The sequence below is a fragment of the Enterobacter sp. 01-M-02-SI-ECC genome, assembly GCF_047530595.1.
Taxonomy (GTDB): domain Bacteria; phylum Pseudomonadota; class Gammaproteobacteria; order Enterobacterales; family Enterobacteriaceae; genus Enterobacter; species Enterobacter cloacae_M.
Genome location: NZ_JBLKCZ010000036.1, coordinates 1 through 24727 on the forward strand (window position 1 = coordinate 1; position 24727 = coordinate 24727).

Annotated in this window: 23 protein-coding genes and 1 tRNA gene; 9 read left to right on the top strand and 15 right to left on the bottom strand. The window is 46.1% G+C overall.

The genetic code is table 11. The features are described from left to right. The first annotated feature begins 178 nt into the window (after positions 1-178). Complete coding sequence (locus ACMWLG_RS23800; protein WP_058687697.1) at positions 179-1582, top strand: ISNCY family transposase; 1404 nt, start codon at positions 179-181, stop codon at positions 1580-1582. A 32-nt stretch (positions 1583-1614) separates the two neighbouring features. On the opposite strand, the gene arsH is transcribed toward ACMWLG_RS23800, so the two are convergent. Continuing rightward, on the bottom strand, positions 1615-2319 hold the full coding sequence (gene arsH / locus ACMWLG_RS23805) for an arsenical resistance protein ArsH (RefSeq protein WP_000130816.1): 705 nt from the start codon (positions 2317-2319) through the stop codon (positions 1615-1617). A gap of 86 nt (positions 2320-2405) precedes the next feature. On the opposite strand from arsH, the gene ACMWLG_RS23810 reads away from it, so the two are divergent. The 3 genes from ACMWLG_RS23810 to arsC are packed head-to-tail and all read left to right on the top strand — an operon-like array spanning position 2406 to position 4499. Further along, complete coding sequence (locus ACMWLG_RS23810) at positions 2406-2726, top strand: transcriptional regulator (protein ID WP_000941305.1); 321 nt, start codon at positions 2406-2408, stop codon at positions 2724-2726. A 45-nt stretch (positions 2727-2771) separates the two neighbouring features. Continuing rightward, positions 2772-4061 carry an arsenic transporter gene (locus tag ACMWLG_RS23815; RefSeq protein WP_054628791.1) on the top strand — a complete coding sequence of 430 codons (1290 nt, stop codon included), beginning with the start codon at positions 2772-2774 and terminating at the stop codon, positions 4059-4061. Positions 4062-4073: 12 nt separating this feature from the next. Beyond that, complete coding sequence (gene arsC, locus ACMWLG_RS23820; protein WP_000065802.1) at positions 4074-4499, top strand: glutaredoxin-dependent arsenate reductase; 426 nt, start codon at positions 4074-4076, stop codon at positions 4497-4499. A gap of 59 nt (positions 4500-4558) precedes the next feature. Here the strand turns inward: arsC and ACMWLG_RS23825 are convergent, their stop codons facing one another. Together ACMWLG_RS23825 and ACMWLG_RS23830 are read right to left on the bottom strand one after the other, a co-directional pair. Beyond that, the gene (locus tag ACMWLG_RS23825; protein ID WP_001066652.1) at positions 4559-5386 is read right to left on the bottom strand and encodes a universal stress protein; all 828 of its coding nucleotides are present in this window, start codon (positions 5384-5386) and stop codon (positions 4559-4561) included. Between the two features lie 18 nt (positions 5387-5404). Continuing rightward, positions 5405-6883, bottom strand: coding sequence for a SulP family inorganic anion transporter (locus tag ACMWLG_RS23830; protein WP_054628790.1), 1479 nt, complete (start codon positions 6881-6883; stop codon positions 5405-5407). A gap of 489 nt (positions 6884-7372) precedes the next feature. Between ACMWLG_RS23830 and ACMWLG_RS23835 the strand changes: the two genes are divergently transcribed. Continuing rightward, entirely contained in the window at positions 7373-8776 is a 1404-nt protein-coding gene (locus ACMWLG_RS23835; protein WP_008786701.1) for an ISNCY family transposase, read from the top strand. Positions 8777-8806: 30 nt separating this feature from the next. Here ACMWLG_RS23835 and ACMWLG_RS23840 read toward each other — a convergent pair whose 3' ends face one another. Both ACMWLG_RS23840 and ACMWLG_RS23845 read right to left on the bottom strand, forming a co-directional pair. Then, the gene (locus ACMWLG_RS23840) at positions 8807-9724 is read right to left on the bottom strand and encodes an S-4TM family putative pore-forming effector (protein ID WP_008786702.1); all 918 of its coding nucleotides are present in this window, start codon (positions 9722-9724) and stop codon (positions 8807-8809) included. A 3-nt stretch (positions 9725-9727) separates the two neighbouring features. Next, the gene (locus ACMWLG_RS23845; protein ID WP_008786703.1) at positions 9728-10726 is read right to left on the bottom strand and encodes a hypothetical protein; all 999 of its coding nucleotides are present in this window, start codon (positions 10724-10726) and stop codon (positions 9728-9730) included. Positions 10727-10980: 254 nt separating this feature from the next. On the opposite strand from ACMWLG_RS23845, the gene ACMWLG_RS23850 reads away from it, so the two are divergent. From ACMWLG_RS23850 to ACMWLG_RS23865, 4 genes are read left to right on the top strand one after another with little or no spacing between them, the layout of a single operon-like run. Then, positions 10981-12327: an ISNCY family transposase gene (locus ACMWLG_RS23850; RefSeq protein WP_080398136.1), complete on the top strand. Its 1347-nt coding sequence runs from the start codon at positions 10981-10983 to the stop codon at positions 12325-12327. A gap of 58 nt (positions 12328-12385) precedes the next feature. After that, a complete protein-coding gene (locus ACMWLG_RS23855; protein ID WP_008786705.1) occupies positions 12386-13174 on the top strand; it encodes a tetratricopeptide repeat protein in 789 nt (262 codons plus the stop codon). Positions 13175-13201: 27 nt separating this feature from the next. Then, positions 13202-13897 (top strand): hypothetical protein, encoded by a 696-nt coding sequence (locus tag ACMWLG_RS23860; protein WP_020996173.1) that lies wholly within the window; start codon positions 13202-13204, stop codon positions 13895-13897. Positions 13898-13938: 41 nt separating this feature from the next. Next, entirely contained in the window at positions 13939-15252 is a 1314-nt protein-coding gene (locus tag ACMWLG_RS23865) for a hypothetical protein (protein WP_008786706.1), read from the top strand. Between the two features lie 401 nt (positions 15253-15653). Here ACMWLG_RS23865 and ACMWLG_RS23870 read toward each other — a convergent pair whose 3' ends face one another. The 10 genes from ACMWLG_RS23870 to ACMWLG_RS23915 form a co-directional block, all read right to left on the bottom strand. Then, positions 15654-16247, bottom strand: coding sequence for an abortive infection family protein (locus tag ACMWLG_RS23870; protein WP_414763042.1), 594 nt, complete (start codon positions 16245-16247; stop codon positions 15654-15656). Between the two features lie 153 nt (positions 16248-16400). Then, positions 16401-17369 carry an IS5 family transposase gene (locus ACMWLG_RS23875; RefSeq protein ID WP_160863459.1) on the bottom strand — a complete coding sequence of 323 codons (969 nt, stop codon included), beginning with the start codon at positions 17367-17369 and terminating at the stop codon, positions 16401-16403. A gap of 805 nt (positions 17370-18174) precedes the next feature. Further along, a tRNA-OTHER gene (locus ACMWLG_RS23880) sits at positions 18175-18301 on the bottom strand. Next, entirely contained in the window at positions 18287-19117 is an 831-nt protein-coding gene (locus ACMWLG_RS23885; protein WP_008786708.1) for a hypothetical protein, read from the bottom strand. Before ACMWLG_RS23885 ends, ACMWLG_RS23880 begins: the two co-directional genes overlap by 15 nt. A 134-nt stretch (positions 19118-19251) precedes the next feature. Next, on the bottom strand, positions 19252-19890 hold the full coding sequence (locus ACMWLG_RS23890) for a DUF2913 family protein (protein ID WP_008786709.1): 639 nt from the start codon (positions 19888-19890) through the stop codon (positions 19252-19254). Positions 19891-20063: 173 nt separating this feature from the next. After that, positions 20064-21410: a VasL domain-containing protein gene (locus ACMWLG_RS23895; RefSeq protein ID WP_008786710.1), complete on the bottom strand. Its 1347-nt coding sequence runs from the start codon at positions 21408-21410 to the stop codon at positions 20064-20066. 34 nt (positions 21411-21444) lie between these two features. Next, a complete protein-coding gene (tssE, locus tag ACMWLG_RS23900) occupies positions 21445-21894 on the bottom strand; it encodes a type VI secretion system baseplate subunit TssE (protein WP_008786711.1) in 450 nt (149 codons plus the stop codon). Positions 21895-22106: 212 nt separating this feature from the next. Further along, positions 22107-23564 (bottom strand): type VI secretion system contractile sheath large subunit, encoded by a 1458-nt coding sequence (gene tssC / locus ACMWLG_RS23905; RefSeq protein ID WP_008786712.1) that lies wholly within the window; start codon positions 23562-23564, stop codon positions 22107-22109. A gap of 35 nt (positions 23565-23599) precedes the next feature. Beyond that, on the bottom strand, positions 23600-24097 hold the full coding sequence (gene tssB, locus ACMWLG_RS23910) for a type VI secretion system contractile sheath small subunit (RefSeq protein WP_047748139.1): 498 nt from the start codon (positions 24095-24097) through the stop codon (positions 23600-23602). A 213-nt stretch (positions 24098-24310) separates the two neighbouring features. Then, positions 24311-24727 (bottom strand): integrase core domain-containing protein (locus ACMWLG_RS23915; protein ID WP_414763043.1); only part of this gene is annotated, 417 nt, incomplete at its 5' end.

A 24727-nucleotide genomic window follows, 5' to 3' on the forward strand; every position in this document is an offset into this window, starting at 1 on the left:
TTTCAGTCGGAGGAAAGTCTATCAGTAAAGAGAATGAGAGATCAAAGTGGTCATTTTAATTGAGCTGGATAACGGACATTTCAATTGAGCCTTGACAAACATGTGTAGTAGCAAAGTTGTAATGTCCGATAATGGCTAAGTTAAGATGTCCGGCGTGTATAATCAAGTAAGGATTACCATGACGGCTCTCGCAGCGGAGTTTTTCACTTTGGATGAAGTTAACAGACTCAAGATCATTCAGGACGTCATCGACCGGCGTCTGACAACACAGATGGCAGCTCAGCAGCTTGGTATCTCCGACCGTCAGTGCCGCCGTCTGCTTGCGCGTTATCGTGAAGATGGTCCGCTTGGCATGACCAGCCGCCGTCGTGGTAAATCCAGCAACAATCAGCTGCCTCTGGGACTGGCCGCATACGCGCTGAATATTATTCGCGAGCGCTACAACGATTTCGGTCCGACACTGGCCTGTGAAAAGCTGTCTGAGGTTCACGGTGTTCATCTTTCTAAAGAAACCGTCCGTAAACTGATGACTCAGGCCAGTCTTTGGGTCCCACGTAAGCAACGTGCGCCAAAAATTCAGCAGCCGCGTTTCCGCCGTGCCTGTGCCGGTGAACTCATACAAATCGACGGCTGCGACCACCACTGGTTTGAAAACCGGGGACCTAAGTGTACGGCGCTGGTTTACGTTGATGACGCAACCAGTCGTTTAATGCAGCTTCTTTTCGTGAAATCTGAGTCTACTTTCACCTATTTTGAAGCGACCCGGGGCTATATTGAAAAACATGGCAAGCCGCTGGCACTGTACAGCGACAAAGCCAGTGTATTCAGGATCAACAATAAAAACGCAACCGGCGGCGACGGCGATACCCAGTTTGGCCGTGCGATGCATGAACTGAACATTCAGACCATTTGTGCAGAAACCAGTGCTGCCAAAGGCCGCGTTGAACGGGCGCACCTAACGCTTCAGGACCGCCTGGTCAAGGAGCTCAGGCTCCAGGGTATCAGTTCCATGGAAGCTGCGAACGCATTTGCCGAAGAGTTCATGAACGATTACAACCGTCGTTTCGCAAAAGCGCCTCGCCAGGCGTTTGATGTTCATCGGGAACTGGATGTCGATGATGATCTTGATATGGTATTTAACTGGCGTGAAGCTCGTAAAGTGTCGAAATCACTCACAGTGCAGTACGACAAAGTCCTTTATCTGATTGAAGACAGCGAATTCAGTCGTCGGGCGATTGGTAAATACATCGATGTCTGGCATTACCCGGATGGACATAAAGAGCTCCGGCTTAATGGCGTGTCACTTCCCTACTCCACCTATGACAAGCTTTCTGAAATCGATCAGGGGGCCATTGTGGACAACAAACGTCTGGGGCGGGCCCTGGAAATGGCGCAGCTGGTCCAGGCCGAGCGGGATAATAACCGGTCGCAGTCCGTTCCATCCGGCGACGGTCCTTCACGCAGGCGTAAAGCCCCCACAACGAAGAAATCTCAGCGCTCCCTTGATCAGGACGATATGTTCAATGCCCTGGTGAAACTTCAGTCACGCTCTGAAGAGATATTTGGAAAGAAACCGATTTAAAGCCCGGTAATCCATCCGGGCATGCCTGGCTGTCAGATTTTGGCCTGATTGACCCGTGCCGCGAGCTCCTGATGACTCTCTTTCCTTTCGCTGTAGCGGTCGGACAGGTAGGCTGTGTGCCCTTTCAGGAGTAACGTCATTTTGAACAACTCTTCGGTAACGTCGACAATCCTGTCATACCAGGGTGAGGGTTTCATGCGCCCTTCATCATCAAATTCCTGCCATGCCTTTGGCACTGACGACTGATTGGGGATGGTGAACATCCGCATCCAGCGGCCAAGTATCCGCATCTGATTGACCGTGTTAAACGACTGTGAACCACCACAAACCTGCATGACGGCCAGCGTTTTACCCTGGGAAGGACGAACAGCACCTTCACTCAGGGGTATCCAGTCAATCTGGGCCTTCATCACCGAGCTCATGGCGCCATGTCTTTCCGGAGAACTCCAGACCATTCCGTCACACCACCTGACCAGCTCGCGGAGTTCAAGCACTTTGGGGTGACTTTCGGGCGCATCATCGGGTAACGGCAGACCGGATGGGTTAAATATTTTCACCTCAGCCCCCATCTTTGCCAGCAACCGCCCGGCCTCTTCCGCTGCAAAACGACTGTAGGACCGCTCTCGTACTGAACCGTACAGGATGAGAATTCGCGGCATGGTTTCGTTGTTGCCCGTAAGTTTGCTGGCAAGCGCATCATCAAAATAAGCCGGTTCGATTGCTGGTAAGTCGGTCATAAAAAATCTCCATTTCATAAGCTATGCTTTAAAAGTTATCACATATGAAATACCATATGTATTGTTATTTTTTTACGAGGTTAAGCATGCTACAGCCTGTTCAGCTTTTTAAACTGCTCGCCGACGAGACCCGTTCAACTATCGTGATGCTTCTCAGGGAGTCCGGTGAAATGTGCGTCTGTGACATCTGTGCGGCAACCGCAGAGTCTCAGCCAAAAATTTCTCGCCATATGGCCCTTTTACGTGAAGCCGAGCTGGTCATCGACCGTCGCGAAGGAAAATGGGTGCATTACCGACTGTCGCCACACATGCCAGCATGGGCTGCGGGTATTATTGATACAGCCTGGAACTGTGAACGAGAAAACATACGCAACAAGCTCAGTAGCGTGGCATCTGTCTCCTGCTGATGGCGATATATATATCCGAATAAACAAATGTGAATGGAGTTTCTGATGTTACTGGCTGGTGCTATCTTTTTATTCACGCTCGTCCTGGTTATCTGGCAACCCAGAGGGCTGGGGATTGGCTGGAGTGCCTCACTGGGCGCAATTCTGGCATTGCTGACTGGCGTCGTTCATCTGGGGGATATTCCGGTGGTCTGGCAGATAGTGTGGAATGCGACCGCCACCTTTATCGCCGTGATCATCATCAGTCTTCTGCTCGACGAATCCGGCTTCTTTGAATGGGCCGCGCTGCACGTTGCCCGTTGGGGGAATGGCCGGGGGCGGCTGCTCTTCACCTGGATCGTCCTGCTTGGTGCGATGGTTGCGGCACTGTTTGCCAACGACGGTGCGGCACTGATCCTGACACCTATCGTTATCGCGATGCTGCTGGCGCTGGGATTCAGCCGGGGGGCAACCTTAGCGTTTATCATGGCCGCAGGGTTTATCGCTGACACGGCAAGCCTGCCACTGATTGTCTCAAACCTGGTGAATATCGTCTCGGCGGATTTCTTTAAGCTTGGTTTCTCAGAATATGCCGCCGTGATGGTCCCGGTTAACCTGGCCGCGATTGCGGCTACGCTGGTGATGCTGCATCTGTTTTTCCGTAAGGACATTCCCGCCGTTTACGACGTTTCTCTGTTGAAAGAACCGAAAGACGCTATACGTGATATGAATACCTTTAAAACCGGCTGGCTGGTTCTGGTGTTGCTTCTGGTGGGATTCTTCGGACTGGAGCCGCTGGGCGTACCGGTCAGTTTGGTCGCAGCCGCTGGTGCATTGCTTCTGTTTGCTGTTGCGAAAAAAGGGCATGCCATTAACACCGGTAAGGTGCTGCGTGGTGCGCCCTGGCAAATCGTTATCTTCTCGCTGGGGATGTACCTGGTGGTCTACGGCTTACGAAATGCCGGTCTGACCCACTATCTCTCTTCCTTGCTGAATCAGCTGGCAGAGCAGGGATTGTGGGCGGCAACGCTGGGTACGGGCTTCCTGACGGCCTTCCTGTCATCAGTGATGAACAATATGCCGACCGTGCTGGTCGGGGCGCTGTCGATTGATGGCAGCACAGCGACCGGTGTTATCAAAGAAGCGATGATTTACGCCAACGTCATCGGCAGCGACCTGGGGCCAAAAATTACCCCTATCGGCAGTCTGGCAACGTTACTGTGGCTGCACGTTCTGTCGCAGAAAAATATCAAAATTACCTGGGGATATTACTTCCGGGTGGGCATTGTCATGACAATCCCCGTGCTGTTTGTCACGCTTGCAGCACTGGCGCTTCGTCTGTCTTTCACTTTGTAATGAGATACTGATATGAGCAACATTACCATTTATCACAACCCGGCCTGCGGCACGTCACGCAATACCCTTGAAATGATCCGCAACAGCGGTACAGAGCCGACCGTTATTCATTATCTTGAAACCCCACCATCACGAGCTGAGCTGGTAAAACTCATTGCGGATATGGGGATCACGGTACGAGCGCTGCTGCGTAAGAATGTCGAACCTTTTGAAGCGTTAGGGCTGGCGGAAGACCGCTTTACTGACGAGCAGTTAATCGATTTTATGTTGCAGCACCCTGTTCTGATCAATCGCCCTATCGTGGTAACGCCGCTGGGTACCCGGCTATGCCGCCCTTCTGAAGTCGTGCTGGATATTCTTCCCGATGCGCAGAAAAGCGCGTTCACGAAAGAGGACGGTGAGAAGGTAGTTGATGAAAAAGGTAACCGGCTGAACTAAACGTGTTCTTGTGACGAAGGGCGAGAGAACTCGCCCTTTTTTATTTAAGATAATCAGTGCTAACGGAGGATAAGAAGCGGTTGTTGCGTCTTTTGCAGCATTTCGGAGGTATGACTACCGATAAAGAACTGCCGCAACCTGGAATGACCGTAGGCCCCCATCACTATCAGATCGACAGCATTTTCCTCGGCGTAACGAATAAGCGCGTCCCCGACTGATTGCCCGGTAAGATGTGTTGTGCTGTTTTCTATATCCGCGTCACGTAAAATTTGCTGTGCGGTCAGCAGCTCTTCCTTCTTACCGTTTACCATGACAAGGTGGCACTCCAGCCCCCTGAGTAAGGGACTCATCGTCAGACGTTCCAGGTTACTCCTGCTTTCTTCACTGCCATCATAAGCCAGCATGACTCTGGAAGGCACTGAGTAGTTCTCCGGAACAACCAGTAGGGGTTTCTTTTGCAGACGAATAACGCTTTCCAGATGAGAGCCTACCGGATGCTGGCTACCCCGACGCCCCAGCACCATGAGACGAAGGTCGCTCAGCTCTGCCAGAACTTCATCCGGTGTACCGTGTTTTTGCATCAAAAGCACATCCGGGCTTCCCTGTTTTTGAAGCAGTTCAGCACAACTTTCCAGTATTGCTTTCCCCTGGGCCATCAGCAGGCGATTACGTTGCCCTTCAATTTCTACCAGCTCATCGGTCAGCAATTGCTGACTGTCTATGCCGAGAGTGCCGGTCAGGTCTGACACTACCGGGGTGCTGTCTTTTTCGATAACGTGCAACAGTGCTAGCTGTGATTGCAAAGTGCGGGCTGCCCACGCCGCATATTCACACACTGACCGCGTTGAAAGTGAACCGTCCACACAGGCTGTAACAGTATTATTCATAGTTTTCCCTCCAGTCTGTTAATGACCGCCCATCAGTTTTTCGACTTCTTCAGGTTTATCGTGAACACCAAACCGGTCAACGATGGTGCGGGTGGCTTCATTCATCCCACGTACTTCAACCCCGGCGCCCTCTCTGCGGAACTTAATGACCACCTTATCCAGGGCGCTGACGGACGTGATGTCCCAGAAATGGGCATGTGAAACGTCTATCACCACATTCTCAATCGCTTCACGGAAATCAAAGTGGCTCGTAAAGCGGTCTGCTGATGCAAAGAATACCTGGCCGGTGACGGTATACGTCCGGCTCGTCCCCTCCAGAACTGAGGTTACACGCATGAACCGGGATACTTTAGTGGCAAAATTGAGCGAAGCAATCAGTACACCGGTCAGCACACCGAAGGCCAGATTATGTGTTGCCACCACAACCGCGACGGTGGCAAGCATGACCACGCTGGTTGAAAGGGGGTGTGTCCGCAGGTTGGCAATGGAGCGCCAGGAGAATGTCCCGATGGAAACCATAATCATCACCGCGACCAGCGCTGCCATCGGAATTTGGGAGACCCAGTTGCGCAGGAACACAATCAGGCAAAGCAGCACCACGCCCGCCGTGAGGGTTGAAAGTCGTCCGCGTCCACCGGATTTTACGTTGATAACAGATTGCCCAATCATCGCGCAGCCTGCCATTCCTCCGATAAAGGATGTGCAGATGTTCGCGATGCCCTGAGCTTTGCACTCCCTGTTTTTGTCGCTTGGCGTGTCGGTCATGTCATCCACGATAGTGGCGGTCATCATCGACTCAAGCAGGCCAACCACCGCAAGCCCCGCAGAATATGGCAGGATGATGAGCAGCGTCTGAAGATTTAAAGGCACGTCCGGGAGCAGGAAGACCGGCAGACTGTCGGGAAGTTTCCCCATATCCCCGACGGTTCGCACATCCAGATGCAGCCACATGGCAATCCCAGTCAGCACCACGATGCACACAAGCGGTGAAGGAATGGTTTTGTTGATATAAGGGAAGAGATAGATGATCCCCAGCCCTGCCGCAGTCATGGCATAAACATGCCATGTCACATTGGTCAGCTCAGGCAACTGGGCCATAAAAATCAGTATTGCCAGTGCATTAACAAACCCCGTGACCACTGAGCGTGAAACAAAACGCATCAGCCCGCCAAGCTTCAGATATCCGGCTATCAGCTGGAATACCCCGGTCAGTATGGAGGCAGCCAGTAAATACTGTAAGCCATGATCTTTCACCAGCGTCACCATCAGGAGAGCCATTGCACCGGTGGAGGACGAAATCATCGCCGGACGTCCGCCAAAGAAGGCCATAACGAGAGGAATACAGAACGCCGAGTAGAGGCCCACCTGGGGATCAACACCGGCGATAATGGAAAAGGCGATCGCTTCTGGAATGAGTGCGAGCGCGACAACAATACCGGCCAGAACGTCACCACGGACGTTACCCAGCCAGTCCTTACGCGTCGAGGACAGCAACATAGTAATTTCTCAGTTTTTAGATACAGTCAGCCCTGGAGGGCTACATTTTTACGTACGGTAAAGCACATCCGCAGACGGGATGTTATTGAGTGCGTGCTGAGGCTTGCTCAGTACGACAGAGGAAGGAAAAACTCAGGGTGGCGTAATACGCATAGCGGTTGTCAGATTCTCCATAGCGGATGTGTATATATTGTCGGCTCTGTTGTCAGGAAGAACTTACAGAACACGTCGCGTTTGAACATGAAACACTTCAAAGCAGCCCAATACTACAAATAAAGCGAATACGGGGTCAACCCAACAAGGTACTCAAACGAAGAGGTTAAGATGCGATTTTTATCCAGGAATTCAATATTATCAAAGGACATTTGAACTTTGCCCCACCCCGGACATCTCTACTTAGCTTTGACAAACATGTGTAACAGCAAAGTTGTAATGTCCGCCTTGGGCTAAGTTAAGATGTCCGGCGTGTATAATCAAGTAAGGATTACCATGACGGCTCTCGCAGCGGAGTTTTTCACTTTGGATGAAGTTAACCGACTCAAGATTATTCAGGAAGTCATCGACCGGCGTCTGACAACACAGGTGGCAGCTCAGCGGCTTGGGATATCCGACCGTCAGTGCCGCCGTCTTCTTGCTCGTTATCGTGAAGATGGTCCACTTGGAATGACCAGCCGTCGCCGTGGTAAAGCAAGCAACCATCAGTTGCCTCAGGGACTGGCTGCTTACGCGCTCAATATTATTCGAGAACGCTATAACGATTTCGGCCCGACGCTGGCCTGTGAAAAGCTGTCTGAGATTCATGGCGTACATCTTTCCAAAGAAACTGTGCGTAAGCTGATGACTCAGGCCAGTCTGTGGGTCCCACGTAAGCAACGTGCGCCAAAAATTCAGCAGCCTCGTTACCGTCGTGCCTGTGCCGGTGAACTCATACAAATCGACGGCTGTGATCATCACTGGTTTGAAAACCGGGGACCTAAGTGTACGGCACTGGTTTACGTAGACGATGCAACCAGTCGCTTAATGCAGCTTCGTTTCGTGAAATCTGAGTCTACTTTCACCTACTTTGAAGCGACACGTGGTTATATCGAAAAACATGGTAAACCGCTGGCACTGTACAGCGACAAAGCCAGTGTATTCAGGATCAACAATAAAAATGCAACCGGCGGCGACGGCGATACCCAGTTTGGCCGTGCGATGCACGAACTGAACATTCAGACCATCTGTGCAGAAACCAGCGCAGCAAAAGGTCGTGTTGAGCGGGCGCATCAGACCCTTCAGGACAGACTGGTCAAGGAACTCAGGCTTCAGGACATCAGCACCATGGAAGCTGCAAACGCATTTGCCGAAGAGTTCATGAACGATTACAACCGACGTTTCTCAAAAGCGCCTCGCCAGGAGTTCGATGTTCACCGGGAACTGGATGTCGATGATGATCTTGATATGGTGTTTACTTGGCGTGAAGCCCGCCGCGTGTCGAAATCACTCACGGTGCAGTACGACAAAGTGCTTTATCTCATTGAAGACAGCGAATTCAGTCGTCGGGCAATTGGTAAATATATTGATGTTTGGCATTACCCTGACGGACATAAAGAGCTCCGGCTTAATGGCATATCACTTCCCTACTCTACCTATGACAAACTATCTGAAATCGATCAGGGTGCCATTGTGGACAATAAACGTCTTGGCCGTGCGCTGGAAATGGCGCAACTGGTGCAGGCCGAACGGGATAATAACCGGTCACAATCAGTGCCATCCGGTGACGGCCCTTCACGCAGGCGCAAAGCCCCCACGACGAAAAAATCCCAGCGTTCTTTGGATCAGGACGATATGTTCAATGCGCTTGTAAAACTTCAGTCACGATCTGAAGAAATATTTGGTAAGAAACAGATATGAAAACCCGGAGGATAACTCCGGGTATATTAACTATCGGGGTAAAATTTTCAAGTTCTCTTCAAAATAATCATCATAAATAGCCTCATTATTCTTCCGCATGAATCTGTGGAGACAATTGGGCACAGGATTCGAGGTCGATCGATGGGCATAAACCTCATCCTGAATCGATCTTAAATCATGAGATAAGATGTCATCGTTTATAATGCCACTTATCTTTATATTCTGTATTTTTTTCTCAATAAAATCTTTAACACGCATAATTCGATTAATAGATTTGTTGTTTTCAACGTATAACATTATCACATGTCTAAAAAACGGGAGCATGAAAACAATATAAAACAAAAAATCTTCCAGCGAGGATTTAGACCATAAACCATATGCAAGAAGTACCAAAAAGGAAAGTAACATAGTGATAAAATATATTTTACTCATTACATCGCGCTGTGCCTTATCCCAGCCAAAATTTTTCGCATGACATAATAATGCCAATATGTTTTCATTAGCATGATAATCTTTATTTAGATACCAGTTAATAAACTCATCATTTTTGTTTCTTTTTTTGTAATACCTTGAAGCCTTAAAGACATTTTCTCTGCCAACCGGCTTCCCTACTTTTAATTCACTCCATGGAATGTGTAAGACATCACAGTCAAACATTTCCTGAATTGTGGCTGCACATTTTTTCATTGAGGAAATCATTGTGGAAAAAATAATTGTGATGACCAACACGATTATACCGTAATAACCGAGATAAGGAGCTATAGTCAAATGAGGGAATAGCCCCATTTTCTTTATCACTGTAGTAAATATTACAATAGCGACAGATATTACGACACTAAGAAAAAACACTACCCAGTTAACAAATTTAACCTGTGAGTAAGTCCGCCTCATTGCCATTAGTAACTCAATGTTTTTACTATCATTTTGGCGCAAAAATATTTGACTCATTTTTCATCCGTATGATGGGAAGTTGACACCAAAAACATCCTGCCATTTGTTAATGGACGCTCTGTGGTTATTTTGACTTTCGTAATTACGGGCTTCCGTTGCTTTTCCTTGGTCAAGATAACAGCGGATAGATATCTTTAATTTATCATCATAACTAAGGTTGTTTATGTTTCCTTGTATGCCTTTGTGATCGTATACCGGACTAAATATAGCAGAGGCTAAGTAACCTAAAACATTGACAATCTCTAAATCGACCCATTGATAACATTCTGATCGACCGTTGAAGTAGTTAAGTAGCATTGTCTCTAACAAGTAACTACTCATTGAAGGCATGGTGGGACGTTTTTGCCAATATTTTATTACACGAATGACATTTAACATGTTTCCTGAGAGTTTAACATTAAGATCAGTAACTTTTTGCTTGTCAATTCGTGGATCTGTCTTCTTCCAATGACCATTCCCATCTGGTATTAAATAATATGTCTTGCCAAATGAATCTGGAGTAGTAATGAATGCAGGAACTATATCAAAATTCCAGTCATAGGATTTTAGCTTCAGAGTAGCTGCTTCCTGATTTCTTTTTACATCAGCCTTATCATACTGCGGAATTTGATTTAGGCTTGAGATAAAACTGTTTATTATTTTTCTAGAGTTAATAAAATTTGTGCCATCATGCTTATAGTATTTTAAACGAACGGTTCCTTCACGCGCAGTGATTATTATTTTTCCATCACTCTCGCTGTATACACAATCATCACCATCGAGACCAAACATAAGATCTATATCATCTAAAGGGCGAATTTTTGTGCGTCTAGCAAAGGAACCAAAACCTGTATGTATATCAGGGTATATTATGGGGAAATAAACATCATTATTTGGAAAAGTGTTCATTCTGCCCAATAACCAATCTCTACTGGCTCTGGCTCGATCAGTCTGAGAGCTATCTAGATTTACAATATTGCGCTGAAACTCGTTAAACGCAGCAGTCACCGTAAGAGCCATAGCATCCCTCTTCTAACAGCTAAAAGCTAATTTTACCATTAGGTTATAGGCTGTCTCCACATGAATTTACTTCTGCAATCTACTGAGTATTGGAGGACATTTGAACTTTGCCCTGCCCCGGACATCTTAACTTAGCCTTGACAAACATGTGTTAGGACCATTTAGTAATGTCACTTTTTATCCAGATAGAAACGTCACCTTAGAGTAAGCTAAACTGAATGCAATTCTAAGGGACTCAACGGATGTTGGTCACCATGTCAGATAAAGAGATCCACCGTTTGCCGGTAATACAGGCAGTTTGCGAAAAGCGTCTACGGCGTCGCGATGCAGCTTCACAGCTTGGCATCTCGGAACGTCAGGCGCAACGGCTTATCAATCGTTACCGGGTTTCTGGTGCTGAAGGACTTGTCAGCCGTAAACGCGGCCAGCCAAGCAACCGCCGGTTGACCGAATCGCTTAAACTACGCGTCCTCAAACTGATACGTGAAAACTACAGTGACTTTGGACCCACGCTGGCCGCTGAAAAACTCAGGGAACGCCATGATATCCGGCTTTCAATCGAGACCGTCCGCAACTGGATGACGTCTGACGGACTCTGGGTCCCGCATGCTCGTCGCAAGTCACGGGTTTATCAGCCCCGACATCGTCGTGATTGTCTCGGAGAGCTTGTCCAGATAGACGGCTCCCATCATGACTGGTTTGAAGGTCGTGCGCCGAAATGCTGCCTGCTTGTATTTATAGATGACGCTACTGGCCGCCTGATGCATTTGCGGTTCAGCGAGTCAGAAACAGCCTTTGATTACATGCTGGCAACCTGGGAATACATTGAGCAGCATGGGAAGCCGGTATCGCTGTACAGTGACAAACACGCAATATTTCGTGTCAGCGGTCCGGAGAACCGCAATACCACCGTTACCCAGTTCGGACGTGTGCTTTATGACATGGCAATTGAGCTCATTTGTGCCAACAGCTCGGAAGCTAAAGGCCGCGTGGAACGTGCTAATCAGACACTTCAGGATCGACTGATCAAGGAAATGCGCCTTGAAGGCATTACCGGCATTGAAGCCGCAAATGCCTGGCTTTCGAATTTCATCGAAGACTTCAACCGTCGTTTTTCGCGTCCGCCAAAGTTCCCCAAAGATTTGCATCGTCCGGTACAGGAAAGCCCCGATGAGTTAAGAGACATCTTTGCCTGGCATGATGTCCGTACCGTGTCGAAATCACTGACATTCCAGTACGATAAGATCCTTTATCTCATGGACCCAACAGAAGAAAATAGCCGTCTTGCCGGTGAAAAAATTAAAGTACTGGATTATCCCGATGGCACCCTCGCCTTCCACTATGGACACCGGATCCTCAAGTGCCAGGCATTTGATAAGCTGGCCTGTGTCGACCAGGGGCAGATTGTCGATAACAAACGTCTCGGGACTGTACTCAGACTGGCTCAGGTAAAACAGGATGAGCGGGAAAGCGAAGGCAAACGGGAACGAAGCAAAAAATCGCCCAGCCGTAAGGCTCAGGTGCGCGTCCAGGAACAGCTCCGGGCTATCAATCCCGTTCTGGCAGACCCGAGCTTGTTTGTGGCAAGTTCAAAGCGGTAGAATCGACCATCAGTGCTACAAAGTACCGGAACAGTGAGCACCCAAAAGGATACTTGAGATGATTAAATTCCCGACTAAAAAGCGCATTGATTTGTATAAAAATGCTGTCAGTTCTGAGCAATTACAGCTGGATCTGGCTGCGGCTCAGGAGTTTATGTTCGATGCCTGGGAAACTGATGACCTGGACGTTGTGCTGAAACTCATCAGAAAAGCTATCAAGAAATCCCCGCTCTGTGCTGACGCATACTCATTCTACTGCGAGATATCTCAAGAACCTCCTGAGTCAAAAATCGTTAATCTGGAGACGGCTTTGTACGCAGCCAGCATTGCTCTGGGCGAGGATTTTCAGGAATTCGCAGGCCGTTTCTGGAGATGTGTCGAAACACGCCCATATATGAGAGCAAAAGCTGCTTTGGCTGATGCCTTGTGGGTGTCAGGTAACTTCCACCCGGCCATGGCTCACTGTCGCGAAATGCTTAAGCTCAACCCAAACGATAACCAGGGGATTCGTCATTTATTAGCGAACTATTACCTTGAGCTTGAAATGGTGGATGATCTGGCCTTCCTTTTAGACGATTATCCTAGGGATATGCGACCGTTCTTTCAGTATACACGCGCCCTACTCGCCTACCGACAGTCATCCCAAGATGCTGATGATATCGCTAAAGCTGCAATTGATTCTAATAGACACATCCCGGGGTTGTTATCGAAGTGCAGATTGCAGCCCAAATCTAACAGTGGATTTATCACGTTAGGTGGAATGGATGAAGCCATTTATTACGTGAATAATAATATAAAGCCTTGGATTCGCACTCCTGGTGCAATTGAGTGGATAGTTGGATATTAACAACTGGAGCGAAAGAGGGCGTTGCTAATGACAGAGTTGGAGGTGTCGCTAAATCGGATTTATCAAAGTTTTTGGATAATGGAAGGCCTCATTGAAGAAACCGAATCCCTAATCAATAAATCCTTGCGCGACTTCGAAAAATCAGGCCCGAGAATATGCTCTTACGACCACGACTTTGGTAGTGATGAGTATTATAAATTTCGAGGTTTTGCAAGTTATAATTTTGACGAGGTTGTTGAAAATTACGCTACCTTAATGCCAAGCAGGCTTAGAGCCTCAGCATTTTTAACAATGTTTGGAATGTTTGAGTGTAATATTGAATCACTCACACAAGCGATTTTAAAATTCAACGATCAAATTTGGAGAGTTTCGGATTTTAACCAAAAGGGCTTAGAACGTTGTAACTTAATTTTAAAAAAGTTACTTCCCATCACTCATTCAGAATCAAGAAACTTGATATCTTGTATTGTTAAATTAAGAAACCTATGTGCACATAACAATCGGTATGTAAGTGATCATATTTTAAAGGATGGGAACATAAAACGGTTAATTTCAGAAAGCGGATGTATTGATACAAAAAGGTTAAATGGAGAGCATGAGTTGATTTTTAAGAGAAGCTCGCTTCACTTTATTTTAGAATGTTTCATAAACTTTCATAATGAAGTAATTAATTCTTTGAATGGCCCCGGATTTATAATGAACTATAAATTCAGACAGCTTTAAAAAATTAATTTTTAAATGGATATGCTATAAAAGGTTAGATTATGAATAATAAATTCAACCGTGCAATTGAGCACTTGATTAAATCAACTTCCTCAGAAGAGGTCATCAATGCAATTCAGGCAGTGGAAGATCTTTTTAGTTTAGCATGGCTGAGTAAACAAGAAGGACATAGACTACAAAAGTTATGGGCCAGGCGGGATGTCCTGTCCACATCTGAATTATACTCTTTAGGGAAATCTATAATTAATTTGAGTGTTAACAATAAGAAATGGCTTGATGGAACTGCTAAAGAGATAAAGAAGGATACTGATAGTTCACATGGTTTGCTTACCGAAATGATAATAATCGGGTCTTTGTCAACAAGCAACGGGACAGTTTCCCCTTGTCCTAAATCATTTAAAATATACGATTATACAGTTGATTTTGAAACTGGATTTAGACATAAGGTCTCTATAAAAAATTATGACATAACCAAACATGAAAAAGACTTCAATACAAGAAGTGAAGTAATTCGGTCCACGTTCAAAAATCATCTTAAAGCTAGGAGGTTGTCTGGAAGATTAACGATTCTACTAGAGCATGATATCCTAACAGATGAACTTACAAGAGAAATATGCTTTTTCATTGCATTTCAAATGAAAGATTATGGTTTTTACCCATTTAGTAATGGAAGCGGAGGTATTGGATTCCATGAAATAACTGAGTTTGATAAGAACAGACTAGTTAGTCCTTCCGATACAATACTTATCATTGCAAAGCACCACTTCAATGAACAGAGGAATATCATCGATAAAATAGATGAAGCAAATGACAAACTCTTATCTGACCCAGACGACTCAAAATCATTAAAACAATTAGTAATTCGGTTGGGTTCGACAGCTAACATAGAAATGATCAATGACCACTTGACCAACTTAGGGGCTGATTGGGAGAGATGTGGGTTTGACATGTACTTTCTGTTTCAACCTCAGGTTGTATCCGATATTGAAAAAAATAGCACAATGATCACGACATCAATTAAGAGTGGGGTCAAAGGTTTTTTTCCTTCAACCTCAGATATTAAAAATAAGCTTGAAAATATGAAATGTCTAAAAATGGAATTTGGCATTGGTGCAATAAGCTCTGAAAGTTCACCCATGATTCTAATGATTAATGATACTCAAACAAATGTTTCGATACAATCACACTATGTATTTCAGAAAGGTGATGTATATCTCCGGGCAGAAAAAAAAGGAAGCGGTTATGAAGGCAGTCTAGCTAAGATGGCTCCAGGTATTATCACACATGCTGTATTTGATAATATGACAATATCTCCAATTTGTTACTCACAAGATGATAGAGTATTAATCATATAAACGAATGTTATGTAACAACAAAAATTAATACTTATTGACAGCGATTTGTGAATAGACGACTTCCAATCTTTAGCAAAGTGCCACTTCTATCTTGCAAATATAGGTGACACTTTAAAACCGCATTGACATATTGATTTATAAGGGTAAGTTGCTCATTTTTACATGAAATACGCACTAATGAATGCGTTTTGAGTGATTGCAGGAAGGCACCTAAAACCTAATAAAATAGCCCAGCCATAAGGCTCAGGCACACGTCCAGAACATAAATCCCGGTCGCAGACCCTGGTTTGTTTGAGGCAAGTTCAAAGCGGTAGAATCGACCATCAGTGCTACAAAGAACTGGGTACACTAAAATTTAAGAGCAATGAATCCGGCCATTGTTAATCTAAGTGCCAGTATGATTAAAATTTACTCGCATGGATAACATCCATTATAAATACAACTAAAGTATGAGATGCATTAACTGCGAGTCTAGCTTCGGCAACTACTATCTGCGGAGGATTTTGACCACGCCCATGAGCACTCCCTATATGTGACCGGAATGCGCCAATACCGTCGATTAGTGATGAAATTCCTTTTAAAATTTTGTGCTGGTCACCCGCTAAAGTGGGATCGGAATTAAGGTCCAAGTCTGGCTGTACGACAGACCAAAGTGGTGCAACATTCAATTTTTGTGGCATAGGTAAATTGAATTTTTCTATGTAGCATTTTAATGCAGATTCAATTATAGCGCATGCGGCAGTGACTGATGCATGTGGATCGGTTTGAATATTCTCCACTGCACGAAGAAACTCATTTTCAATGGATGAATAGTCACCAGACTTTAGATAATCCTCTAACGTCTTAGAAATCGGAGTAGACCCAGACTTAGTTATAAATCCATTGAGTCTGTAGACTAATTGGTTCTTGGATAAAGCATCAATTATTCTTTTTTGTCCACTTTCGACTGTAGACCCAGCTCCTGCCCTAGAGAATGAATTTGGAGGTAAATCCATATATTTTTGGATAATTATCCCCAGTACTGAAATTGCATCTACTGAGTCATCTTCATTGCAAGCTTTAAGCCAATTGCTGCATTTTGTTTCACAGTTTGGCTTTGTTGAATAAATCAGATTTCGGGTAAGTCTCCCCCGTAGCGGGTTGTGTTTTCAGGCAATACGCACGCTTTCAGGCATACCTGCTTTCGTCATTTTGTTCAGCGCTCGTACCAGGGCCATAGCCTCCGCAACCTGACCATCGTAGTCACGCAGCGTCAGTGAACCCCCGAACAGCTGTTTTACCCGGTACATCGCCGTTTCCGCTATCGAGCGACGGTTGTAATCTGTTGTCCATTTCCACCGCGCATTACTCCCGGTCATTCGCTGATTAGCCACTGCACGGTTACGGTCTGCATATTCACCGGGCCAGTAACCCGCACCTTTTCGGGGAGGGATAAGCGCGCTGATTTTCTTACGCCGCAGTTCATCGTGACAGAGCCGGGTGTCGTAAGCGCCGTCTGCCGATGCTGCCCTGATTTTTCTGTGAGTCTGCCGGATAAGACCCGGGAAGGCTTCTGAGTCCGTCACATTGTTCAGCGACAGGTCTGCACAGATGATTTCATGTGTGTTGCTGTCAACTGCCAGATGCAACTTTCGCCATATACGACGGCGTTCTTTGCCGTGTTTTTTGACTTTCCATTCGCCTTCACCAAAGACCTTCAGCCCGGTGGAATCAATCACCAGATGCGCGATTTCACCCCGGGTGAACGTTTTGAAACTGACATTAACCGACTTTGCGCGCTTGCTGACACTGGTGTAATCCGGGCAGCGCAACGGAACATTCATCAGTGTAAAAATGGAATCAATAAAACCCTGTGCAGCCCGCAGGGTCAACCTGAACACGCGTTTAATGACCAGAACGGTGGTGATGGCGAGATCAGAATAGCGCTGAGGTCTTCCCCGTGATGAAGGCGTTGTCGACTCATACCAGTCCTGAATAGCTTCATCATCCAGCCAGAAAGTTATGGAGCCACGGTTGATGAGGGCTTTATTGTAGGTGGGCCAGTTGGTGATTTTGAACTTTTGCTTTGCCACGGAACGGTCTGCGTTGTCGGGAAGATGCGTGATCTGATCCTTCAACTCAGCAAAAGTTCGATTTATTCAACAAAGCCTCACAGTTTCCTAGAGGCACCTCACCAGGTGCGCCCGATTCCATAAACAGTGAATTTAAAGTTGAATGGCTAAAATAATGCTCACCCAGTACTGAAGACACCGCGCCAATTACATTGTTAGGTATTTTATTATTCATTCTTTCCTACGGGATTATTCTATTGTTAATTTCAATTAATTATTATAACCGAAAAATGAGGTACGATAAATGCCTGGTTTTTTACATAACCACATTGGCAAGCTGTTCCTGATAATTAATGCTCTGGACAAGTCCGATTGTCAGGTGGGGTTTGAGTACCTGGGCAGTCATATGACCGCCCAGGATTTGTTTAGAGATAGCCGAGGTACTTCGTAACAAGAGTCAAAAGACCAGTAATGGACACAATGACCGCCGCTACATCCACTTTTATCTCAATTTTCAGATCGATATTCATCGCTTATGCTCTGATATGATCTGGGGCCCCAGACACGTAATATCTGGCGTATTTATACTGCCGCAGCCTTGGACAGTTCGTGGTTTACATAACCGGTATTGTTCCCACGTTCCGAGTTTCCTGAAACGCTCTTTAACCCTCACCATCAGCCCTGCCAATGATAAGTTTGCCCACAGGGCAGTCTCCGAACGTCTTTTCGACCCATCAGCAACTTATGCCTAAGTCACCGGAGGCGTGCGAGCCACACATTGAACATTACAGATCTATTAGCAGCTTGTCACCGGGTGAAGATGTAAAGGTTTTGTATTAGTTCGAAGAAGAGGTTTTGATCATGAAAAGATTGGTGGCTGGCGAGGACTCGAACCTCACATCCCCTTCCAATAGATTCAGTACCTAAACCTATTGGAAGGCCCTTCAAAATTGCTTATGAAGGGACCCAGGGAGCTCTACCAACTAAGCTAACCAGCCATTAAATGCATTCCGGATTCTATCAACCTCATCTTTATCTTGCAAGTAATTGTTGATTAATGTCTTTGTGATTGCATTGTCTTTACGAGGACCAGTAAGGTGTTTATATTTTATGCAAAGTGATTTTGCGATTTTTTCAATGTCCAACATTTTTTGGCAGATATGGTGGGCGACCTGTTGGCATACCTGAGAATACAGAATTACATCACGTATTGTTAATTCAGCTTCTTTATTAACTTCATGCTTGTATTTTTTACGCATTTTAATTAAGTCAGATTCTGAAAACATTTCTTCCCAAAGATTAGTGTTTTCTCGGCTATGTGCGTTAATATTACGAACAAGTCTAAAGTAATCCAATAATTTTAAATCAAGTTCATCTATGTAAATTGACAACTCATTATGGTTTAATTTAGGATGCGTAATCTTACCATTTATTTTGTTCACATGAGCATGGTGAATTGCTCTACGTAGTATGTCTACATTATCAATATTGAATGACCGTTCATCACTATATATTTTTTTTGACAAGGAAATGTAGTCTTTCAAAAATGATTCTAGGCAGCTATATATAAATGCAATGTGACTTTGTGTTACGTAGAGAGATGTTTTGTAAATCTCTAAATGTGCAACTTTTAGTTTTGCATTTTTATGCTTTTTAGTTACGTCTTCAATTCGATTAATGTTAATGCGGCCAGATTCATCTTTGCAAAGGAGTTCCTTTACTGCTACATCAATCAGAATTAAATGTGGGTTTACTGTCCCTAAAAGTTTTCTGAATTTTGTCTCAATAGATCGTGGCTGCATATCTTCTGTCATAGGTAACGCCTCCTGTGTTGAGATTGATTTTATAAAATACACGGCAAAGATTAACTATCACTTTGATAGTCAGAGACCGTTTAAGCGAGTTGTGGGCTAAAGATAAATTATTAATGGTCTGAATCCTCAGGCCATTAATATTCAACGATATCTTGCTTCACGGAACTTAAATCAATCTCTGGCTGTAAAATCAGGACAGTATAACCCATACTCACAGGCAATTTCTCAGTTTTGAGCCCGCACTGCTCCAATAATGGAAATATCCCGTCTGGAACGCCAGTTACACGCACCTCAAGTGGCAATATAAGATTTCCTGATTCTGTAAATGAGCTATGGAGTTGAGATTTCTGTGTATACACAGCCGATACATCTGTACCGCATTTCCAACCATCCTGCCACTCGGTATCGGATAATAGGTGATCCTGCCAGCCCATTGAACGTAGCGTGTCAATCATGCAGGTGAATCTAAACAGCGTGCTCTGATTGGCTAACTCACCAGAGCTTGCCAGCCAGATATACTCCACCTTGCTGTAAAGCCGTGCTGATGGCCCTTTCAGTTTCCCTTGTTCCTGTAACCAGATTATGTCAGGCGCCAGAGATTTAGGAAAAACCTTGCGTTTCTGAGCTGTTGAAAGCCACTGCATTATGAACATGTGTGTTTGAAGAGACGTGAGAGATCTTCCCTCTTTCCGTGCAAGCTTTACCGCTACGATGATGCACCAGGCGAGATGAGCTAGTTCAGTATCAGGGCGCTTAGTAGTTAGCTCAGTCAATACTTTCTCCACGACTGTTAAGGAAAATTTTAAGGCCGGAGATTATCATGAAATTGGTTGTTGGCGAACCGGCGAAATGAGGTCAAGTTTCGAGTTTCGAAGTAGGTAGGGATGAGGTGTATGAAGCCAAACCGGCGCGTCTTCATCATTACCTGGTATGTCTAACCCAAAATCTATTTTTGGTTGTTTGACGTGGCCATGATGTAGGAGTTATTCAGTTGCCTGAGCTGTAGATCTGCCCGGTTGAGCAGGTCTCGGGACAGCGGTTGATCCTGCGGGGAATTTTGCAGTTGCCGGATTAATTCTTCAACTGGCACGCTTTCGTTTAAGGACTTTGATATAGAGAACACAGCCGTTTTAAGCTCACTAACGGTCAGGTATTTGCCCTTCTTCTCATCGAGTTGATTAAGTCTGTCCTGAAGCGTCTGAAGCTCAGATACTCCCCTGTACCAACCTGAGATGGTGGCATTGGGCAAACTGTTGGCTTGCAGCTTTGATCGCCAGTCCGCCGACAACTCCTCTGCAAATTTGGCGTTAGGGTAAAGATGGCGAGTTTGTTCTACCAACTGATTACCGTATTGCAATGGCCAATACGGTGAAAGAGTGCTCAGTTCGTTCAGACGGGAAGTTAATTGTTTGGCGTAGGTATCACTGGATTCAAGCCACGTCGGAGCGTCCTGGCGTAGCTGATCGACAGCCGGAAGAGGCATGCTGGTCGGTAAAGCTGCGAGAGAGTTGTTCAACGCATCTTCTCCGGGGTGGCTGAATACTATTGGCGTGAAAATATAGGTGACTATGCCCAGTACGGCAGCTGTTAAAATACCGCCGAAATAAGCCACTAATGGAGTGACCCTTGAGGCTGATTTTCTGATTACTTCAACTTCAACTGCTGGTTCAGAATTCACCACATATACCCAGCGCTGACTATTCTGCCTTTCTGCCTTAACCGGTAGTGCTACGTCAGTTAGATTGCTATCCGTCTGGCTTGACGTGACATCACTATTTTCCAGCCTGATAATTGTGTTTTGCAGCATCTGACGAAGCGGCTCAAAACCACTTGCTCTGTGCAGTTCGAGCCGTTGCAAGGCTTCACCAGTTGAGCTCAAAAGCCTTATTCCCTGGTTCAGGCCTAGTAAATCCGCCCTATGGAGGGATAAAGTCCGGAACAGCTGCTGAAGACGCTTACTCAGGCTGCTGAGTATTTCTATTCTGGCATGTGCAGAAGCGGGCCACATTGCTGACCATTGATAGCGTATCAGGGCATCCAGAATCGCCATACCTTCATTGAAACCCTGTATACCTGCCTGTTGTGCCCTTGCCAAGGTATACCACGCCGCCGTCTGAAGCTCGACCCCATTGATATCGAAAAGGTTTAACGCCAGTTTTTCAACATTCCCCCAGTTCACATCCGGACGGGCAGGATGGGTGAGTTTAGCTAGTTCTTCACGTAATGATGAATAATCAGGCATTGAGCGCGGATCGTTTCCAGTCTTAAGATGGCGTTCGGTAGTGTAGGACATTGTGAAATCCGTATCGAATGAGGGTATGAGTTGATTAGATAAATTGATGGTTTTCCAGATGCTGCTGTTGTTTCAAGTGCCTGATCATCACTTTTCCCTCTGGCATAAACTCGGTCCCATACCGTACAAGTCCAATACCTCTCAGTTCCGCATCGATGGCGTAACGCAACTCACCTGGTACTTGCTGTTCAAGTAGGGTCACATTGAGTGACTGCAAACGAGGTTCATACTTGAGCAGGACACCGGCCAGCATTTCGATCAGCTCGTGGGCTGTCCCGGGCATGCCTTGCAGAATTTTGGTCATATCCGGCAAACCATAATCTGGTAGATGGGATACGGTACCGGCCCGGGCGTTCAAAATTCGCTGGATGTTATCCAGTACAGATAAAATGACCGGGTCTTCTTCGTTTACAACTTCAAGGGGAAGATCTCCTGTAAAGTTGCCAGTAAGAATTTCATATAATGAAGGTGATTTTCGGTCCATATTGATTTTTTTCCACACTCTATGCTGGTAATGGATAAGGCAAATCAATTTCGGGTGCGTCTGGTAACCAACGGCCTGATTTTTTCATTAAATACCCCAAAATCTCATCATTAGTTAAATTGACGTCAGACATTGAATCAATTTTGAACCAGTATTCAGGATAGTAGAATAGGTCTGAGGCACGTGGCTCTGAGAAATTCAACTCTATCAGGCTAAGAGCATAACCTTGTATCCTCGATGTCTTCAACGATGACTTTGGCATCGCGAAGCGGGTGTGAAGCCTGGAGATCATCGCCCGGATCGGTCATCTCGGTCACCAGACCTTTCACCCAGGTATTGAGCTCCAGCTCAAGCAGGCGACGGTCTTTGGTGGTACCGATATTTTCACGCTGGATGAGCTTCAGGTAGTGCGCGATACGTGACAACAGGAAGATGTATGGCAGACGGGAATTGATGCGGCTGTTGGCGGTCGCATCCGCAGTGTCGTACAACGCAGGCTTCTGGGCGGAGTTTGCGCTAAAGAAACAGGAATAATCTCTGTTTTTATAATAGCTTAGCGGAATGAATCCCAGATTCGAGAATTCAAACTCACGGGTTTCCGGTATCATCACTTCGGACGGGATTTTTACCTGATTACCGGTACCGAGGTCGTACAGATGGATAGGCAGATCCTGAACTGCACCGCCAGCCTGAGGGCCACGAATCTGGACGCACCAGCCATTATTGATAAAACTTTTCACCATATTGGCAGCAAAGGCAAAGGATGCATTCGTCCATAAATACTTCTCGTGATCAGGTCCCTTCACTTCCTCCACATAATTGAAACTGCGCACCGGGACGGTATCCGGACCATACGGCAAACGGCCCAACACACGTGGCATAGTCAGCCCAATGTAGCGGGAGTCCTCAGAGTCACGGAACGCTTTCCATTTGATATATTCAGCTCTGTCAAAATAGTTACCGATGTCTTTGATGGCCGCGACTTCTTCCATGCTGGATTTATGGAAGAATTTTGGTCCTACAGAACCAATAAACGGCATATGAGCGGCAGCTGAAACTTTTGATATATTACGGAGTAACGCTACATCCTGAGCGGAGGAATCGAACTCATACGACGAAATGATTGCGGCAATGGGCTCTCCGCCCGGTTGATCGTATTCCATCGAATAAGTATGGTGATAAAGACCGCTCTGGATAATCTCCGGAGCGTCTTCAAAATCCTGACGCAGATCGTCTTTAGAAACATCAAGTATTTCTATTTTTACATTCTGGCGGAAATCTGTGCGATCAACCGTGTGCTTAAGCCCGCGCCAGAGTGATTCTACGCGTTGAAACTCCGGGTGGTGCATAACTTCATCGAGCTGGCGACTGATTTGATAATCAAGCTCTGCGATATGCGAATCAAGCAATGATTTATCAAGCTTCTCAACTTTTTGGCCTGATTTTGAAATAACCTGCATAAAAACCTGAATGGCTGCGGTCACTCGCTCATCTGCCGAGGCATCGGCCATGACGCTGTCGTCTTGATATTCAGTAATGTCACCCAGGCGAGAAACTGGATTCAGATTAATTTTTTCAAACAGCGAGGCATACACGCTGTCTGGGTTATTCTCAAGTACAGTAGTGTTCCCCTGCACCGATTGTGTTTCAGTATTCACAGACATCAGCATCCTCTCTGTTAATCCATTAAAAAAACATTTTGCTGTTATTCGGCGGGTGCAAGGGCATTCAGCTCTTGTCTTAATTCTTCGCTCAGAGCCGGGTCTTTCAGTATGGTTTCAAGAGATCTGCGGAACTCGGCGTTATCCAGGAGGTTAGACTTTAGGTCTCTAAGGAGATTGCGCATGGCTAACATGGCACGAAGTTGAGGAATTTGCTTTGCTATTGCTTCAGGCTCGAAATCTTTCATTTCAGAAAAGCTGAGTTTGATATTTTCTTCAGAACCATCACCTCTCAGGGTGTTAGCAACATCAATGCTGACCTCTGGGTTAAGCTCGGACAGAACGCTATTAAAGTTGTTTTTGGAAATATTTAACTTACTGCGTTCAGAAAGCGGGAGGGTTTCTTTGCCGTTACTGAAGTCTCCCAACGCGAGAAGTTTTAAGGGCAACTCGACTTTCTTTTGGGCGGAACCCGTGTGCAGGTCAAGCTGGATGTTGACACGTGCTTTTGGCACTTCATTCTGGAAGCTGGAATCTGCCATATCATTCCCTTTGTTGGACAGTGGTGATAGTTACCACAAGGTATCTTTACAAAGCGATGATAGAACATATTGCTCACATAGATCAACTTTGCAGATCAAAGATCTGCAATTGGAATTTTATTAAGAGTTTTCCTCTGTTTTGTAACAGGGTGCACCTCTAGGAATTGGGGAAAAAGTGATCTTGACCCGCCATTTCCGGACAGCTTTTGTATCTTAAGTTAACGATGCCCGCTGCCGCCGGTATTCTCTCGGAGAGTGATATCCCAGCGCACTATGCGGGTGATTTTCATTGTAATGCGTGAACGCCGCTGCAAGGTTTCGCAGGGCTGTTCTCACATCCGGTTTCGGCATGAACGCGATATAGTCTTCCTTCATCGTCTTCACGAACCGTTCGGCCATGCCATTGCTCTGCGGGCTGCTCACCGCTGTTGTACATGGCTCCAGATTCAGCTCTTTGGCGAACCTCCGCGTTTCATGCGCGGTATATGCTGAACCGTTGTCCGTCAGCCACTGCACCGCTGTGTCGGGCAGCCTGTCGCCGAAGCGCTTTTCCACCGACCTCAGCATCACATCCTGCACGGTCGAACTGTCATAGCCTCCCGTGCTTGCTGCCCAGTCTATGGCCTCACG